Below are 17,120 nucleotides of genomic sequence, written 5' to 3'. Positions count from 1 at the left end.
ATCACCAGACAATGTCTGCCGCTTTCATAGGCCACGAATTGATGCGTATACTTGAGATCTTTCCATTTCTCACCCTGACAACCCTGTTTGCCATCTTGGCTATCTCCGCGTTATGTGTGACCATTACTACCGAGGTCTTACTGCTTGCTATGAGATCTTCAATAAGGACCAAAACCTCCTGACCTGTTGTAAAATCAAGGGCTGCAGTAGGTTCATCTGCAAGGATTATCCTTGGGTTCTTGACTATAGCCCTTGCGATGGACACTCTCTGTTGTTGTCCTCCACTCATCATAGAAGGGTAATTACCAGCCCTGTCTGTAAGCCCTACCTTAGCAATTGCTTCTTCCGGATCTCCCGGATTCTTACAAATCTCCGCTATAAACCTTACATTTTCAAGAGCTGTCAGATTAGGCATCAGGTTATAGGCCTGAAAAATGAAGCCTATGGAATCTCTTCTGAAATCCACCAGTTCTTTTTCCGTGGGGTGTGAAAAATCATTTCCATCAACGGTTATACTGCCTTCAGTGAGACTGTCCATGCCGCCGATTATGTTAAGAAGTGTAGATTTTCCGCAGCCGCTCTCGCCTAAGATTACCAAGAGCTCATTTTCGTATACATCAAGATCGACGCCCTTAAGGATATGAACAACATCCATTCCTGAGGGATAGTCCTTTTTGACACCTCTAAGGGACATTATTACCTTCTTTTCTGTTTGCGCTGCGTAGTTATATCCCTTCTCCTCTATCACCATGGGAATGAGTCCTGCAAGAGAATGCATGATATATTTGTCTTCGTCGCTAAACTCCCCGCTCTTGGTCCTGTTTATTATCTCGATGCAGCCAACTGTCTCTTTCCTTAATGTCATTGGCACGAAAACGACATTTTTCATTTCAATACCGCTGATCTCATCTTTACCTGCAGGGAATCTCTCGTCATTTGCCGCATCAGAAACACTTATCATCTCCGTGCTGTCACAAGCTTCTCCCACAAGGCCCTGACCATACTCTATAGAAAACCCTGTCAGATTGTCCTCTCCAACTGACACGATACAGTATATGTGCTTATTTTCTGGATTTTTTATCCAGACAGCTGCAGACTCAGCTTCTATACTTTTAAGCAGCGTCTCCATTGCCTCTGAAATGCCGTTTTCTACCTGTTCCTCATCCAGTGCCTGCATGAGTTTCCATAATACTGAAATATTATCGCCTTTTCCCGCCATTGATCCACCTCATATAATGTACAGAATTGATAGTATAAAACACTTATATATACATTATATCAATCATAACTATTACAATAAAATAGTAAAAATCCCCTTAGGAAACTTTCGTCTACCTAAGGGGAGATCATGTCTAATAAAAGAATATATTTTTACTTACCATTCTTTTGGAAGGTAAGCTTTAGTATTTTCAATCATATCATCCACAAGCTTATGAATATCTTCTACAGAGCAGTTCTTGCCGATGAACTGTGGATCATTCTCAAAAGCCTCATAGACAAGAGCTCTGTCGCATGTTGTAGCAGCCTTGTAGATTCTCTCGTGATTCTTTACATGAGGCTCAATGAGTTTTTTCACATCCTCTTTTATGGAACCGGCAAAGATCGGTCTAATGGAATCTCTTGAGAAAACAGCATTGGTCTCGACAATCGCATTTGCCGGAAGATTAGGAATCTGAAGCGCATAATTTGGAATGTTTACGTTACTTACAAACCTGCTAAGTCCGCACAATGCCTTAATGAGAAGGATTCCTTCTTCTCCTGTTTCTTTAAGCTCCATTTTTTCCTCGCCACTTGCAAGGCGCCTACTTCTTTCAAGCCTGTCCTCTAAGTCTTTTTTTCTCCATTCAACGCTTGTCAGAGCGTAATTCCACTTGGTTACTGTCTCAGGGTCTTTTAGATATTCATTGCCCGGCATAAACTCTGCAAGATGTCTGTCACCTGCCGCCGCGATCAGACCATATCTGTTAAAAAGATCCATCTTGACCCTGTGCTTGCAGACAAAATTTGCATTTAACCAGTTCTCACTCTCCAATGTGACACCGGTGTCAAAATGCTTATCAATATAACTTCTGTAGATAGGGAAAAGATCTATTCCCTTATATGAACTCTCTGTAAACCATGTGAAATGGTTGATCCCGACTACGTTTACAAAAACGTCATGCCAGTCATCGATCTTTTCACCTGTCTCTTTTTCATAAATTGTCTTTAAAACCTTCTGGGTACCAAATACTTCGTGGCAGCAACCAAAGGCCTTGATCTGAGGATATGCCTCATAAAGAGCCTTCACGCAAAGTGACATGGGGTTAGTATAATTAATTACCCATGCATCCGGTGAATATTTCTTTATAGCCTGTGCGATCTCAGTGAACATTGGGATAGTCCTTAGAGCACGGATCATTCCGCCGCAGCCTGCTGTATCGCCAACTGACTGATATACCCCAAGTCTCTCAGGAAGATGCACATCCGACTCCATCTCATCAAAGGTTCCCGGCAAGATTGAGATAACCACAAAGTCAGCTCCTGTGAGAGCATTTTCAAGTGATGTCCTTACTTCAAACTTCCAGTCACCTTTCGCATCGCTTCGCGCCATAAGAGCATTTCCAATTACAGCGTTATTCTCAGCTGCCTTCTCATCAAGGTCATAGAGCCTTATGGTTCCTGAAATTTCATCATCCAGAGCAAGGTCTGTCATAAAGGTCCATGCCCAGCCACGTGAACCGCCACCAATATAGGCAATGTTCACATCCTTCATTTTTCCTGCTTCATACCTCATATTTTTTACCCCTTCCCTTATGAGCGAAAACTAATAATCTCTCGCATATTCATTATTTCACTATGCGAGAGATCATTCTTATTATTCATTTCACTATTTTACGTATTTTTATTGATATCATCCCTTAATACCTGAGCTTGCAATTCCCTCAACCAGTGACTTCTGGAATATAAGGAAAAGAATTGTTGCAGGAACGATTGAAAGTGTTGACATAGCAAGTGTCGCACCGATATCTGAACCGGCTGATGGGTCATTAAAGAGCTTCAAGGCCAGTGATATTGGTCTCATTTCAGGCTTTGTAACATACAGCAAAGCTGAAAGGTAATCATCCCATCTCCAGATAAATGAGAAGATGGCACTTGTGATCATGGCCGGTACGATAAGTGGCAGGATGATTCTGAAGTATATTCCGTAAAATGAGCAGCCATCGATCTTGGCAGCCTCATCCAGCTCTTTTGGCACACCCTGAATAAAATTCATGATAAGGTATACAAAGAATCCCTGAATAGCAAAAAAGTATGGCAGGATCATTGGGAAGTAAGTACCAACCCAGCCAAGTCTTCTAAACCACATGTACTGAGGAATCATCAGAATCTGTGGTGGAAGCATCATTGTGGACAACACCAGAATAAACAAAGGCTTTTTAAGCTTAAAGTCAAGTCTCTGAAGTGCATAAGCCACAAGTGATGATGAAATCAGAGTTCCAAAGGTTGATGTGATGGAAATAAAGAAGGAATTCTTAAAGAAGGTTGCGAAGGTGTAACCCATAAATCCCTTCCATCCTGTCTTGTAGTTGTCCAGTGTCCATACTGACGGAATAAGCTGTTTTGCAGTTGGCAGGACATAAGTTGTCGGTTTAAAAGAGCTGAAGATCATCCACAAAAGCGGATAGATCATAACAAAGGCTCCAAAAAGAACCAGTATATGATAGATCAAATCCAAGATCTTTCTTTTCGTATTCATAATAAGCGCCTCCCTTAATCTTCATATACCCACTTGCTACGGCTCCAGAACAACAGAGCAGTTACAGCGGAAATAATGATGAGCATTATCCATGCAAGAGCTGATGCATAACCCATCTGGCTCTTTCCCATGTTAGGGAATGCTTTTTTGTACACATACAGTGTATAGAACAATGTGCTGTCGTTTGGCTGACCATCAGTAATAAGTTTACTCTGTGTGAAAGCAAGGAACGAGTTGATCGTCTGCTGTACCAGATTAAAGAAAATAGTAGGAGTCAAAAGAGGAAGTGTTATCCTCCAGAACTGTCTCCACTTGTTAGCTCCATCAACTTCCGCAGCCTCGTACAATTCGCGATTGATCTGCTTAAGTGATGAAAGGAAAATAAGCATCGATGATCCAAACTGCCAGACAGTTAAGATAATGAGAACCCAGATCGCGCTTCCCTCTCCAAACCAGTTAAAATTGGATATTCCGGGATACACAACTGAAAGAATGGCATTGATAGTACCTGTGGGTTCGAACATTCTTCTCCAAAGAATTGCTACAGCAACTGATCCGCCAATGATTGAAGGAAGATAGTATGCTGCACGATAAAAACCTGTAAGCTTTGTATCTTTTGCCAAAATAAGAGCGATGATAAGAGCGAAAACAACCTTTAACGGTGTGCCTATAAGTGCATAATAACAGGTAACCCTTAAGGCTTTCCAAAATGATGTGTCATCGGTAAAAATGTTGATATAGTTCCTAAGGCCAATAAATTTTGCAGGATTTTGAATGTCGTACTTACAAAATGAAAAATACAGCGATAGTATCATCGGTATAAGCATGAACATCAAAAAACCAATGATAAACGGCAAACTGAACACATAGCCTGCCACTTTCTCCTGCCCAATCCATTGGCGGAAGGTTTTCTTTTTATCCATAGAACTCTCCCCTTTCTTCCTGATGTCCAGTAATGTTTGTAAAAAAAGAGAGGCGCCAGTTTATAAGTTATAAAAATAACGCCTCTCTTTGGTTCAATTACTTAAAGTAAAACTGTTATTCCCCAGATCAATAATCAGCTGCTACCTTATTTGCGCCCTCTACAAATGCCTTTGCAAGGTCTGCAGGTGTATCTGAAGGATTCTTTGAAAGTGCTCTGCTTGTGATTCCCTCGATAACGTCTGTGTTAACTGTTCCTGCATATCCAGGAAGTGGAGGGAAGATTGATGTTGAATTCTTTGATACCATATCAAGGTAAGAAACAATGATAGGATATGTGTAGTCTGTCTGTGATACTGTATCAGCAATAGCTGCAGCTACTTCACTGTTAGCCGGAACGCCACGCTCTGCTCTAAGAAGAGTGTTGGCATCAACATCGTTGATGAGATAGTTAAGGATTGCTACTGCAAGATCAGGATTCTGAGTATCGGTTGTGATTGAGAAGAACTGAGAAGGCTTAAGGTAGTTAGCCTGTGCTCCATTGTCCTCTGGCCATGTTGTGATACCAAGCTCGATTCCATCAGCCTTAGCTGCATCGCAGAATGCCATGTACTGGTTTGAGAAGTTGAATGAGCACCAGCTTCTTACGCTAGGATCTGAACCATATACAAGTGGGCTCTGAGGAATTGTAGCTGTGTCAACAGATGCGAACTTATCTGTATCGAAGAGCCATCCTTCAGCTACAGCGTTCTGAAGACGTGTATAGAACTCAGTCATCTCTTCTTCTGTAACTGTAACGCCATCTGCTTCAAAGAGTGCGTTGTGGCCCTTGCCACGAGCAAAGTATGCAATTGGGTTCTCAGAGTTGAAATTGTGCCATACAACACCGATTCCCTTTGCGTCATAAATCTGTTTTGAAATCTCTGCGAACTGATCCCATGTCATGTTATCAGGAACTGTGATTCCAAGTTCATCTGTAAGTGTCTTGTTGTATGAAAGAGCCGGAGCGTTCATACCTGCGCAGATAGCGTAGATGTGTCCGTCGCTTGCGCTCTTACCTGTGTCTACGATACTCTCAGGAATCTTTGAAAGATCAAGTGCACCGCTCTCAACATAAGGTGTTAAGTCAAGAAGGTCTCCTGCCTCAACCCACTGCTCAAAGTATGCGTAATCCTGCTGCATAAGATCTGGCAGTGTATCACTTGATGAGAAGCTTGTCATCTGTGCCCAGTAGTCATTCCATGCCTGAGAATTAAGGTTAAAAGTAACATTTGGATAAAGCTCTGTGAAGTGGTCACATGCAGCCTTTGTAACTTCATCACGAACCTGGTTGCCCCACCATCCAAATCCAACAGTTACATCACCTGCTGTTGCAGGATCATATGCTGCAGCTGAAGCATCAGCAGTCTCAGTTGCCGTTGTCTCAGTAGCTGTAGTCTCTGCCGTCTGAGTCTCAGCCTTTGGTGTTTCCTCTGCTGCAGGTGCAGTAGTGTCTGCGGCTGTTTCTCCGCATGCTGCCAGGGACATGATCATCATTCCTGACAATACCATTGAAATAACTTTCTTTTTCATTTCTTTCCCTCCTAAGTTTAATTGCAGGCTTTTGTATAAATATACCATACCCTATTATATCGTTATTTTGTACCTCTGTAAATATTAGACACAAAATATTGATATCATACTAATAATATGTGCATGTTGCACAACCATATATATACAGAGCGATATACGGATTGCTACACTTCGTTCCCGCAATCCTACGTACATGAGGAATCCGCACTATCGTGCTACTTCCTCATGTACGTTCAGTCTTCAAATAGATACAAAGCTTTGTGCAAGCACAGCTTTGTATCTACTTGAATCCTTATATCGCTCACATCCCAATAAGATCAAACTCTTCAAATGAAACCTTAAGCGTAGCATCGTGCTTTGGGTTCCTGAACTTGACGATGGCGGCTCTCAAGGTCTCGCTGTAATACCAGCAGTTGTCGGATGCTTCAAACTTTTCCCTATCCAGAATGTGAGTCAGCGTATTTCCTTCAAAGGATATCCACAAAGGCGCTTTTTCTTTGTACACAACTGTAGCTGCCACTGTTTCTACAGTGTCCTTATAAGTGCCCTCACCCTTGAATGAAATATCGATGACACCGCTGCCACTCATGGTAATAGTGGTCTTTCTGTATACTCCGTCCTCGAAATCATTGCTGCATCCGTCATCATCGTAATATACATACTCTGAGACATGCTCTTTTCCATCTGTATACGGAACGAAGGTGAGGCTTAAATCCGTCACCGGGTCTTTTTCCGCATTCATAGGCTGATTGAGAGCCGCTGGCAGGATTGCACCCTCTCTCAAAAATCTCGGGATAGAGTTTATATTTACTGGTATAGATATCACCTGTCCGCCTTCGTAACATTTAAAGTTATTCTCAAGATCAAACCATTTACATCCTTCAGGAAGATAAATGTCTTTTACTATCTGCCCCTTATCAAGGACATTTGCCACAAGCAGGTCTCTTCCAAGCATGAACTCAAAGTTTTCTTCATAGACATTCTCATCATTCTGGAACTCATAGACAAGAGGCCTCATTATTGGCGCACCGGTCACATGTGCTTCATACTCCAGTGAATAGAAATGCGGAAGCATGCGATATCTAAGCAGGATCGCATTTCTTATCCTGTCAGTCTGTCTCGAGTACATCCACGGTTCTGTAACAGTATTGTCACTACTTGCTGAATGAATTGAGAATCTTGGCTGGAATATGCCATGCTGCACCCATCTGACAAAGAGCTCTTCTTCAGGTGCCGGTCCCGCAAAACCGCCAATATCACAGCCTGTATTAGGCTGGCCTGATAATCCCACTCCTAAAAGTGTAGGTATATTGTGCTTTATTGTTCTCCAGGAAGTGCAGTTATCACCAACCCAGTTCTGAGCGTATTTCTGAATTCCACTGCTACCGCTTCGGCAAACCACATAAGGTCTTTTGCTCTTGTCATGCTCTTTTACCGCTTCACAGGCAAGCTTGCTCATGATGGTACACATAACAGGCTTGAACTCGCCAATCCTGCCACCTTCTCCGTCATAATCACACTTGCTGTCGTGATCCAAAAGGCTGTCATATTCGCAGTTATCATCCCAAATAGAATTGGTTCCAATATCAATAACAGTTTCTGTCAGATATTTTTTCCAGAGTTCTCTTCCCTTAGGACTCGTATAGTCCCAAAACGCACCGGGTCCTCCCCACCAGGAACCTACAGCCGGTTCTTTATCATTTTCACTGTCTCTGACAAAAACGCCTTCCTTTTTGAACTCATCAAACTTTGGATGCATTAAAAGAATTCCCGGCTTAACATTAGGAACATTCTGAGCCCCAAGTTCGTTCATCTTTGCAAAATACCCCTTAGGATCAGGGAACCTTTCTTTATTCCAGGTAAATACACACCTCTTATTTTCATATGATGTATATCCGGATGAGAGATGGAATCCATCGATTGGGAATCCCTTTCTTCTGACAGTCTCAACAAATTCAATAAGCGCCTTGTCAGAGTCTTTTTCAAGCTCCGAATAGTACATTGATGACCCCTGATAGCCAAGAGCTCTTTTTGGTAAAAGAGCCGGTCTTCCCGTCAGAGATGTATAGTCATCAAGCACATTTTTTATGGACGGACCGGTGAATATGAAAAGATCAAGATTTCCGCCGTCAGCCTGGAAGTATGTGTATCTTGGCCAGTAATTGCTCTTTTCTTTTCCCATGTTAAATACTGATTCATGGAAGTTGTTATAAAAAAGTCCCGCCGCCTTCCGTGTCTGTCTGTCGAGCCTTAGATAAAAAGGAATGTGCTTATACATGGTGTCGCACTTTTCAGGATCGTAACTCCAGCAATCGGTGGCTCTTTCTCTGATAAAATCCTTATTTTTATTTATAGGACCAGTCTTTTCACCAAAACCATAGAAGCAGTCGTCTTCATTCATTCTGGTGTATCCTGTCACTCTGTTATTGGCATCTTTTATAAATGGGCTTCCCTTTACACCTTCATAAATGGCATCTCCGTCTTTATCCACAAGCTTTATGGCAAGAGGATCCTTTTCCAACAAAAGAGATAATGAATCAGTCTTCAGACATATCTCATTTTCTTTTTCCTCCAAAGATGCATTAAGTGGAGTTACATGTTTTCTGTCATTGAAAAGAAAGTCAAGTCTGTCATTCCAACCTGTCATCTGAAGTACATATGATCCTTCTGGCTTATCAGCATCTGAAATATCTCCAAAGGAAACTTTAATTCTGACAATGCTGTCAGTTAAAAAACATATCTTCATGTATGCTTTGTCAAGTTCAGCCAGATATCCGTAATCAGTCTTTTTTATGCTGTTTAACTTTTTACAAATTTTCATGGGATGCTCCTAATACTTTTAAATATTCATAATTCACTTTGCTCATCAGTTCATTTTCATAATAATGTGCATTTTTAGAATCTGCTTCAATTATGCCGGAAACATCCAGTCAAGGATGCTCCTGATCTCCAGATCCCAGAATTCCCAATTGTGCATATGGTCAGGAACTTCTTTGTAAATGCTCTTTACTCCCATTTTTTCAAGTTTTTCATGAACGCCCTGATTGAGTTTGTATAAGAAATCTTCTGTGCCGCATGACTGATACAACTCCGGAACCTGTCCATTTTCCATATCTCTTTTTAAAAGTGCGAACAGGTCTCTGTCGCTCCCTTCAAGGTGGTCAGCTGTTTCACCAAAAGCATCCTCCCAAGGGAATGGGTTATCCACTTTACCGGCCACTGCTTCATCATGAAGACGCACGATATCAAGAGCTCCTGACATTGATGCAGCCTTTGAATACATATCTGGCCTTGAAAGGGCCAAAAACCAGGCGCCGTATCCTCCCATCGAAAGACCTGCAACATATGTGTCTTCTCTTTTCTTTGACGCTGGGAATATACGTGTAATGTACTCCGGCAGTTCTTTTGTCATATAAGTAAAGTACTGGCCTCCGCGCGCCATATCCTGATAAAAACTATTCTCAACGCCCGCCATTACCGCAATGCAGTTATGTGCCTGAGCGTATCTTTCTATGCTTGAAAACCTTGACCATGAGCTGTTGTCCCCAAAAGCTCCATGCAACAAATAAACTACAGGAAGACCATTCTCATAGTCATAACGCATATCTTTCCCTGTAGCAGTAATCTGCTCATTTCCTTCAGGAGTCGGAATTACAACATTAATCTCCGTATTGTGATTTAAAACGTGGCTAAAATAGTGACATGTACAAAACATATAGACCTCCCCAAGAATATCAATGAATTAATTGTACTCATGCGATATTGCGTTAGTCTATAGTGTAAATTTGATAAGAATAATAGATGAATTTTGTTGATTATGAAGATTGAAAAAAAGCCTGCACAGAAATCTATCTGTGCAGGCGCATCTTATTCAATCAGTACGCTCCGTCCTGGCCGAAGATGGCTGGGAAGGTACGGAAGATAAGTTCTATATCTTTGGCAATACTCATATCTTCAATGTACTTAAGATCAAGTTCGACCCATTTATCCCACTTTATCTTTGCTCTTCCGCATACCTGCCAGTAACAGGTAAGCCCGGGTTTTACGATAGTGCGCTGCTTCTCGTAAGCGTTACATGCCTCCATCTGAGATGTAAGGATAGGTCTTGGTCCAACAATACTCATATCACCTTTGATGATGTTAAAGAGCTGTGGCAGCTCATCTATTGAATATCGTCTTATGAACTTCCCCACATGGGTAACTCTGGGATCATTTTTTATCTTGAACGCATGTCCGGTCTGCTCATTTTGTGACTGCATCCTCTCGAACATGGATTCAGCATTCTTATACATGCTTCTGAACTTATAAATCTTGAAGCTCTTCATGTCCTTGCCTGATCTCAGCTGCGTAAAGAAGACAGGTCCGCCATCCTCAAGTAATATGGCAATTGCTGTCAGTATAAATATAGGCGAGAGGATAATGATCGCAATACTTGATGTGACAATATCAAACACCCTTTTTATCCACTTGTAAATATTGGGCTTATGATCATAGATTTCCTGATAATTAAGCTCAATTATCTTTTTTCCGGCCAGGACCCGTTCAACCCTTACCGGCACTGTAGAAGCTTTTGCCATATATTAGCCCCCTCATAGGTCAAAAATGACAGCTTATTTCTTATCAGTTAGTAACATATGCAAGAACAGGAACTCTTATAAATGCTATTGTGCCGTGTCTGGTCATATTAACAATGACATGGTCTTTTCTAATCTCAACTACAGGAAGCTGTACCCACTTACTTCCCTGAATCTGGTACACTGCAATGTTATCTCCGACATTAACTCCGCTAACATAGAAGTTAACCTTCGCTGTTTTGAATGAAGCTCCAGGTGAGCTTGTATTTACTACATTAAGAAGTGCTCCACCAAGGCCAGCTGAAAAGCCTGTAGCTGATGTAAGCTGTCCGCCTGTAGCAGGAGTAAGAACAAATGTCACATTGCTCTTTCCTCCATTGATCTCAACATGTCCGCCCTGTCCAACGATAGTAGAGCCATAGCCAATTATATTATTTCTCTTATAGAAATCATTTGCAGATGAAGAACTTCCTCCACCTCCGCCACCGCCGCTTCCATAGCTTCCTGAAGACTTGGATTTACCTGATGAACCCGATGAACCTGATGAACCTGACCCGGAACCGCCGCCAGCGTTGATAGCATTGGCAAGATTCTGAACCTCAGTTGTGAGCTTTGCAAGCTGAGCAGTATTAACAAAAAGCTCTTCTTCATATTCTGTAAGAGCTTTTTCATACTCATCCATCTTGTCGTTCAGTTCTTGTATTTTTTCTGTATTAGCGCTCTCACTTTCTTCAAGTGTCGCAATCTCTTCTTTGAGACTCTGGATCTTTTCCTGCATGGTTACTACATTTTCTCGCAATGTGGCAACGCTTTCGCGAAGAGTCGTGATCTGCTCTTTTGAGCTATCTTCACTGTCCTTTATTGCCTTCTCAAGATCTGCCTGCAACTCTTCAATCTGCTTCATCAGATCATCTGTAGTCACGCTATTTGATCCCGTATTGGTGGTACCGTCTGCCGCACATACACTTAAGGATGAACATGCAAGCAAAACACCTGCAACTGTGAGAGCAAGAATTTTCTTCATAATAATTTGCCTCCATACGCTTTCATAAAACACAACTTAGCCATCTATATCTGATCTGGATTCCTCCAGCTGTGGCTCTCTGGCCATTTTAAGGCTTACTCCAACCCATTATGGAAAAGTCCTCTTCCGGATCTCCCCAGTCGATTTCTCTGTCAATCTTCCCTGCTGCATCTCCAACAAGACACCCGATTACCACAATCTGTCTGTCACTGTCATCCGATGTAAGCGTCAAAAGAAAATGGCTTGGCTCAAGGCCTGTTTCCCATCCTGACCTTATATTCTTACTCATGGTCCTGCCGGAATAAATCTCATCGATAAACTGCTGGCAGCCTGACGCATAGGAAAAATCATATTGTTCCAAAAGTCTTGTATTCTCTCTTGTATAGGCAGCCATAATGTAATAAATTAGGGCATTTCCTTCCATATACACATGTATGTACTGCTGCCCTTCAAAATAGCTTCTGTCAAGGAATCTGCTAAGTTCCTCCGTCGGTACCCCGTGGACAACTTCATTAAAATCACACATATCCGCCATATTAGCGGCTTCTATGTAAAAGCACCCTTTTGCATCCGGTTCCTTTGCCACATTATGGTTTGCATAAAAGCTGTCATCGCCATCTGCGCTTTGAAGGATCGGCCCATTGATCTGTGTTCCCGGAACATATATCCATGCAAATATATCTCCGTTCTCTTTTTTTAATTTTTCGAAATCAATGATCGGTCCGCCTTCTTCTGAAGTACTGACAATTTCCTCTTTTTTGCCACATCCTGCAAGCAGTAGCCAAAAAAAGATTATCCAAAAAAGACTTATAAGAGCTTTCCTATCTATATATCGTCTAGTTTTATTCATTTATTTAGCCCACAACATCAATTTTCTCATAAAAAACATCTATTATTGTTTTGTAGAGATCATCATCATCCACATAAAACTCTTCAAATTTACCATTTTTCACATTTTCGCCCTTTATGCTAATAATGTCATCAGAGCTAAAACTAAAGGAAGAAATATATGGTGCCAGATAGCTTATCTCATCTGCAGTTATATTAGTCACCATTTTGTCGTTTATTGCTGTAAAAAGTTCCACTGCCGCATTATTATTCTCTTTTGTGGTTTCTCTTACAGCATCTATAAAGCCTTCAAGGTACTGTCTCTGCCTCTCAAGTCTGTTTTCATTGGATCCAAAGACATGTACATCTCTTGCTTTGACATAGTAAAAGGCACTGTCGCCTTCCAAATGAACCTGTGCCCCCTTCTTCAGTGATTTGTCCCATTTGGTAAGGTCCTCCAAAACAGTTACATCTACCCCTCCGACCTGATCATTTATAGTAGGAATTGCACTCATGTTTATCGCCGCATAACCATGTATCGGAAGCTGATAAAACATGTTTGAAACAGCTTTGACCTGATAGTTACAGCTCTCTTCCATGCCGTCTCCAAAGCCATGCTGGGTCGCGATCTGAGCTATAACAGTGGTCATATACCTTCCATATTCATCGTAAACATCTATATCGGTCATGCTGTTTCTGTTAATACCAATTACTTTTATGGACTGGTCACGTGGATTTAATACCAAAAGAAACAGTGCATCCGCCTGGCCTCCATCAGTTCCTTCCGCAACCTTGACCACAGTTTCGTCGTCCTTGTCGATTCCCATTATCAAAAAAGTTATTATGTCATCGTTGTAATCGTAGACATTTCCATTGTATGGCACCCAGTCTTCTTCCCAGTAAGCATCTGTACTTTCAGAGACAGACATATCCGTCTGCGCCATCATTGGTGTTGATGTCGCAGATTTAGAGTCAAGATTCGATTTTCCAAGTATTCTCATAACTTCAAATCCGGCAAGACCAAGGGTCGTCACTGTCATAAGCACTGCCCAGATTATGAGAAAAACTTTTCCTGCTCCTCGCATTTATAATCGCTCCTAGTTTTCATTTTCTGTTGATGCACCCGTTGCTGAATCCCCCTCACTACTTTCTTCGCCAGCTTCTATCTCACCACCTGATAACATATCAGGGAAAAGACCATCCTCCATAACATCCACAGCATCTCCGTTGTTATCAATATCTTTTATATCTGCCGGAAATACTCTGGACTGTTTTGTCACATTCCCGCTGTAGTCCGCAACAGCATAGTACACGACCGCAGTTCCGGCATCCCTGTTGAGCACTACCTTTTCAACTACAATTCTCTGCGTAAGATCTCCATCTCTGGAATCATACGCATTTATGCCCTCAAGCAGATCGTTGTCTGTAGTCTCGGAATTGTAAGTCAAATTAAGAGCTGAGAATCTGAACTCCGGAGCTATCCTGTCACTTCTTCCATAAGCAAGCACTATAAGTGCAATCAATACCCCGCTTAGTATGGTAAAAAAAATACCTAAAATGTTTCCTTTCACATGCTTCTCCCCATAAAATCAGTCTTTTCTGGTAACTCCGGCAAGATAGTTCAGTTCATCAAGATCATCATCATCCGGAGGTATCGGTTCTGCTTTCTTTGGTCGAACCTGCTTGTCAGCTGTATCCTCTCCGTTTCCATAGTATTTGCCATAATACTTGCCGTAATATTTGCCGTAGTAATTGCCATAGTGGCCATAATAACCTTTTCCTGAGATATCAACTTTGTTGAGCACAACTCCAAGAATCTTTGCCCCTGCTTTATCCAGCTGGTCTTTTACCCTCTGGGCAAACCTATAACTTATGGAATTGCTCTCGATCACCATCACAGTGCCATCGCATTGTTTTGAGACAACCGCCGCATCAATAACGCTTCCAAGAGGCGGCGTGTCTATGATTACATAGTCAAAGACCTGCTTCATATTCTCAAGGACCTTTTCAAAGATTCTTCCGCCCAAAAGCTCACTGGGGTTCGGTGGAACAGGTCCACTAAATACAACATAAAGATTGGGCGTATCTGTCTCACAGATAACACTTGAAAGCCTTTCTCTTCCAACGAGACAATGAGTAAGTCCAAGCCTTACCGAACCTGTCCTGTATCTTCCGACAAGAACTGACTTTCTCATATCTGCGTCCACAAGAATAGTCTTTTTACCTGCCTCAGCAAAGGCTCTTGCAAGAGCCATGGCCACCGTTGTCTTCCCTTCACCGGGAGTACAGCTTGTAACTGAGATGATCCTCACATTCTGACCACTAAACTCTATATTGCTTCGCAAAGTCTTATAGGCTTCTTTTATCTGATAATTGTTTTCTGCCTGGCTAAAATGAAGTTTCGCGTTCTGCATAAATCCCCCATTTACTTCTTCTTTGCTTTTTTCTTATTTTTCTTTTTATCCTGTTCCTCTAAAGTCAGTGGAACAAGCGCCAGTGTACTAAGTCCAAGATATCTCTCCACATCGTCATTGCTCTTTATTGTGTCATCAAGAAGATAACCGAGTATTACAAAAAACGCTACTATAACCGCTCCGATAAATCCCGAAAAAACTGTCCATCTGCCTACGCTGGGACTTGCCTTTTCTGTGGGAACATTAGCTGTCTCTGCCACATTGATTGCATCAATATCCATAACGTTTGTGATATGTTCACTCGCAACTTCGCGTATGCAGTTTGCAATCTTCATTGCCATCAGAGGATCTTCGTCTTTTACTGTAATTGCAACAATTCTGGTGTCAGATGGTGTGTCAACCTTTAATACATCTGAGAGATCTTTATAATCCATCTCTATCAGATTCAGCCTCTGGATAACCTCTTCCAATACATATCTGCTCTTTATAAGTTCAGCATAGTCCTGTGTGAGCTGTGTGGATATCTGCACATCAGAATATGTAACCGTCTGATTTTCTTCTTTGTTCAGGATATAAATCTTGGTGGTTGATTCATATACAGGGTGAAGCACAAATTTGCTGACGAACAGTCCCGCCAGGGCAAAAAAGATTCCGGCGGTTATGATCACAAAAGCTCTCCCCAAAAGGATTGCAAACAATTCCCCAAGATTAATTTCGATGATGTCATCTCTCTTGTTCACACTAAATCTCCCCTGATACTTGTTATCAGCTGCACAGTTTATATCACTTCATTTTTTAAAACGCTTAATGGATTATCGCAAAAAATCTTTTGACCATAATCGGCGCCTATTTTCTTATCCACATAATTTCTGCAATCCTGTAAATGGGGGGCTCTTTTTTTGGTGTCATGGGCATCTGTGGCTACAAAATGAACCAGACGCTTTTTTAATATCTTCTTAGTAAAATGAGCTATACCAAAGCCATATTTTCCCATTACACTTGAAGCATTTACCTGGATATAGCACCCCATACTTATAAGTTCTTCTATATAAGATGGGTGCGATACTATGTCGCTGTATCTTTCAACATGGGCAATAATAGGAATATATCCTGCTCCCAATAACTGATAGACCGCATTATGAATCGCTTTATAGGGATTGGTTGGATGAAACTCAACAAGAACATAATCAGATCCAGCCAGAGTACATATCTTCCCCTCTTCGAGTTCTTCAAGAACCTTTTCGCTGTAATATATTTCGTTTCCGGAATAAAGCTTTATTTTTAATCCAAGATCTTTGGCTTTGCTTTTAAGAGAATCTTTGTAAGATGCGTTGTGCGCAGGGCTTACATTATGATGCATAGGCTTATGATGCGGTGTCAGGATCATGGCCACAATGCCGTCCTTTTCAGCTATCTGCAGCATTTTCAGGCTCGTGTCCATATCCGGCGAACCATCATCAACTCCAGGCATTACATGACAATGAATATCAATACAAGTCTGCATTTAACATCTATCCTTTTTAGCTTTTTATTTACTAAAAAAATCATGTACTTCCGAATGACCGCACAAAAATATATGATATATCAAAATAATTATACACCTTTATTTTCGGGCGTTTCAACATAATGGGGTAATTTATAAAATTTTTACCAATATATTGGGTTGAGTAAATTGCACATTCTTGATGATAAAAAATCATGATGATAAACTGTTGAATGATGTAAAAAAGGTTCCAATAAACACAGAACAAATAAGTTAAAGGAGAATAATAATGATCCCAAAAGACCCTGTAATGCTGCTTAGTTTTATAAATATGAAACTTCGAGATGAATATGGAAGCCTTGAAGCTCTTCAGGAAGGCCTCGATATTTCAAATGATGAATTACAAGATATTGTATCCAAACTAAAAAATATCGGCTATATATATGATAAAGTCAATAATAAATTTTCATAATTTTCTAAAAATTCAATACAAAATATAATCAAAGAATAAAGAAAATAAACCCATCATAAACATTAGATTAAGAAACATTTTGGAGTGCAATTATGA

General features: G+C 41.2%; 16 protein-coding genes. 1 reads left to right on the top strand and 15 read right to left on the bottom strand.

The window, feature by feature from the left end; translation table 11 throughout:
- Position 1: 1 nt before the first annotated feature.
- The 15 genes from G585_RS19365 to G585_RS0109295 all read right to left on the bottom strand — a co-directional run bounded on the left by G585_RS19365 (position 2) and on the right by G585_RS0109295 (position 16,573).
- Positions 2-1,219 carry an ATP-binding cassette domain-containing protein gene (locus G585_RS19365; RefSeq protein WP_022774576.1) on the bottom strand — a complete coding sequence of 406 codons (1,218 nt, stop codon included), beginning with the start codon at positions 1,217-1,219 and terminating at the stop codon, positions 2-4.
- A gap of 156 nt (positions 1,220-1,375) precedes the next feature.
- A complete protein-coding gene (locus G585_RS0109360; protein ID WP_022774575.1) occupies positions 1,376-2,773 on the bottom strand; it encodes a family 4 glycosyl hydrolase in 1,398 nt (465 codons plus the stop codon).
- Between the two features lie 117 nt (positions 2,774-2,890).
- The gene (locus G585_RS0109355) at positions 2,891-3,736 is read right to left on the bottom strand and encodes a carbohydrate ABC transporter permease (protein ID WP_022774573.1); all 846 of its coding nucleotides are present in this window, start codon (positions 3,734-3,736) and stop codon (positions 2,891-2,893) included.
- Between the two features lie 14 nt (positions 3,737-3,750).
- Positions 3,751-4,659 (bottom strand): carbohydrate ABC transporter permease, encoded by a 909-nt coding sequence (locus tag G585_RS0109350; protein WP_022774572.1) that lies wholly within the window; start codon positions 4,657-4,659, stop codon positions 3,751-3,753.
- A gap of 127 nt (positions 4,660-4,786) precedes the next feature.
- Positions 4,787-6,229: an ABC transporter substrate-binding protein gene (locus G585_RS0109345; RefSeq protein WP_022774570.1), complete on the bottom strand. Its 1,443-nt coding sequence runs from the start codon at positions 6,227-6,229 to the stop codon at positions 4,787-4,789.
- A gap of 301 nt (positions 6,230-6,530) precedes the next feature.
- Positions 6,531-9,050 carry a glycoside hydrolase family 31 protein gene (locus G585_RS0109340; protein ID WP_022774569.1) on the bottom strand — a complete coding sequence of 840 codons (2,520 nt, stop codon included), beginning with the start codon at positions 9,048-9,050 and terminating at the stop codon, positions 6,531-6,533.
- Between the two features lie 90 nt (positions 9,051-9,140).
- Positions 9,141-9,944: an alpha/beta hydrolase gene (locus G585_RS0109335; RefSeq protein ID WP_022774568.1), complete on the bottom strand. Its 804-nt coding sequence runs from the start codon at positions 9,942-9,944 to the stop codon at positions 9,141-9,143.
- A 160-nt stretch (positions 9,945-10,104) separates the two neighbouring features.
- Positions 10,105-10,806, bottom strand: a complete 702-nt coding sequence (locus tag G585_RS0109330; RefSeq protein ID WP_022774566.1) for a sugar transferase — start codon at positions 10,804-10,806, stop codon at positions 10,105-10,107.
- Positions 10,807-10,849: 43 nt separating this feature from the next.
- Positions 10,850-11,827 carry a hypothetical protein gene (locus G585_RS0109325; protein ID WP_022774565.1) on the bottom strand — a complete coding sequence of 326 codons (978 nt, stop codon included), beginning with the start codon at positions 11,825-11,827 and terminating at the stop codon, positions 10,850-10,852.
- Positions 11,828-11,915: 88 nt separating this feature from the next.
- Entirely contained in the window at positions 11,916-12,677 is a 762-nt protein-coding gene (locus G585_RS0109320; protein WP_022774564.1) for a class B sortase, read from the bottom strand.
- Between the two features lie 4 nt (positions 12,678-12,681).
- Positions 12,682-13,740, bottom strand: a complete 1,059-nt coding sequence (locus G585_RS0109315; protein WP_022774562.1) for an LCP family protein — start codon at positions 13,738-13,740, stop codon at positions 12,682-12,684.
- 12 nt (positions 13,741-13,752) lie between these two features.
- A complete protein-coding gene (locus tag G585_RS17705; RefSeq protein ID WP_022774561.1) occupies positions 13,753-14,226 on the bottom strand; it encodes a hypothetical protein in 474 nt (157 codons plus the stop codon).
- Positions 14,227-14,244: 18 nt separating this feature from the next.
- Positions 14,245-15,069, bottom strand: a complete 825-nt coding sequence (locus G585_RS0109305; RefSeq protein ID WP_022774560.1) for a polysaccharide biosynthesis tyrosine autokinase — start codon at positions 15,067-15,069, stop codon at positions 14,245-14,247.
- An 11-nt stretch (positions 15,070-15,080) separates the two neighbouring features.
- Positions 15,081-15,809: a YveK family protein gene (locus G585_RS0109300; protein ID WP_022774558.1), complete on the bottom strand. Its 729-nt coding sequence runs from the start codon at positions 15,807-15,809 to the stop codon at positions 15,081-15,083.
- 38 nt (positions 15,810-15,847) lie between these two features.
- Positions 15,848-16,573 carry a CpsB/CapC family capsule biosynthesis tyrosine phosphatase gene (locus G585_RS0109295; RefSeq protein ID WP_022774557.1) on the bottom strand — a complete coding sequence of 242 codons (726 nt, stop codon included), beginning with the start codon at positions 16,571-16,573 and terminating at the stop codon, positions 15,848-15,850.
- A 268-nt stretch (positions 16,574-16,841) separates the two neighbouring features.
- Here G585_RS0109295 and G585_RS0109290 point away from each other — a divergent pair, with 268 nt between their 5' ends.
- The gene (locus G585_RS0109290; protein WP_022774556.1) at positions 16,842-17,024 is read left to right on the top strand and encodes a DUF4250 domain-containing protein; all 183 of its coding nucleotides are present in this window, start codon (positions 16,842-16,844) and stop codon (positions 17,022-17,024) included.
- Positions 17,025-17,120 lie beyond the last annotated feature (96 nt).

Source organism: Butyrivibrio sp. AE2015, from assembly GCF_000420825.1.
Taxonomy (GTDB): Bacteria; Bacillota; Clostridia; order Lachnospirales; family Lachnospiraceae; genus Butyrivibrio.
Note: the sequence above shows the minus strand (reverse complement) of the source record. Positions and strands in the feature narration are given on the sequence as shown.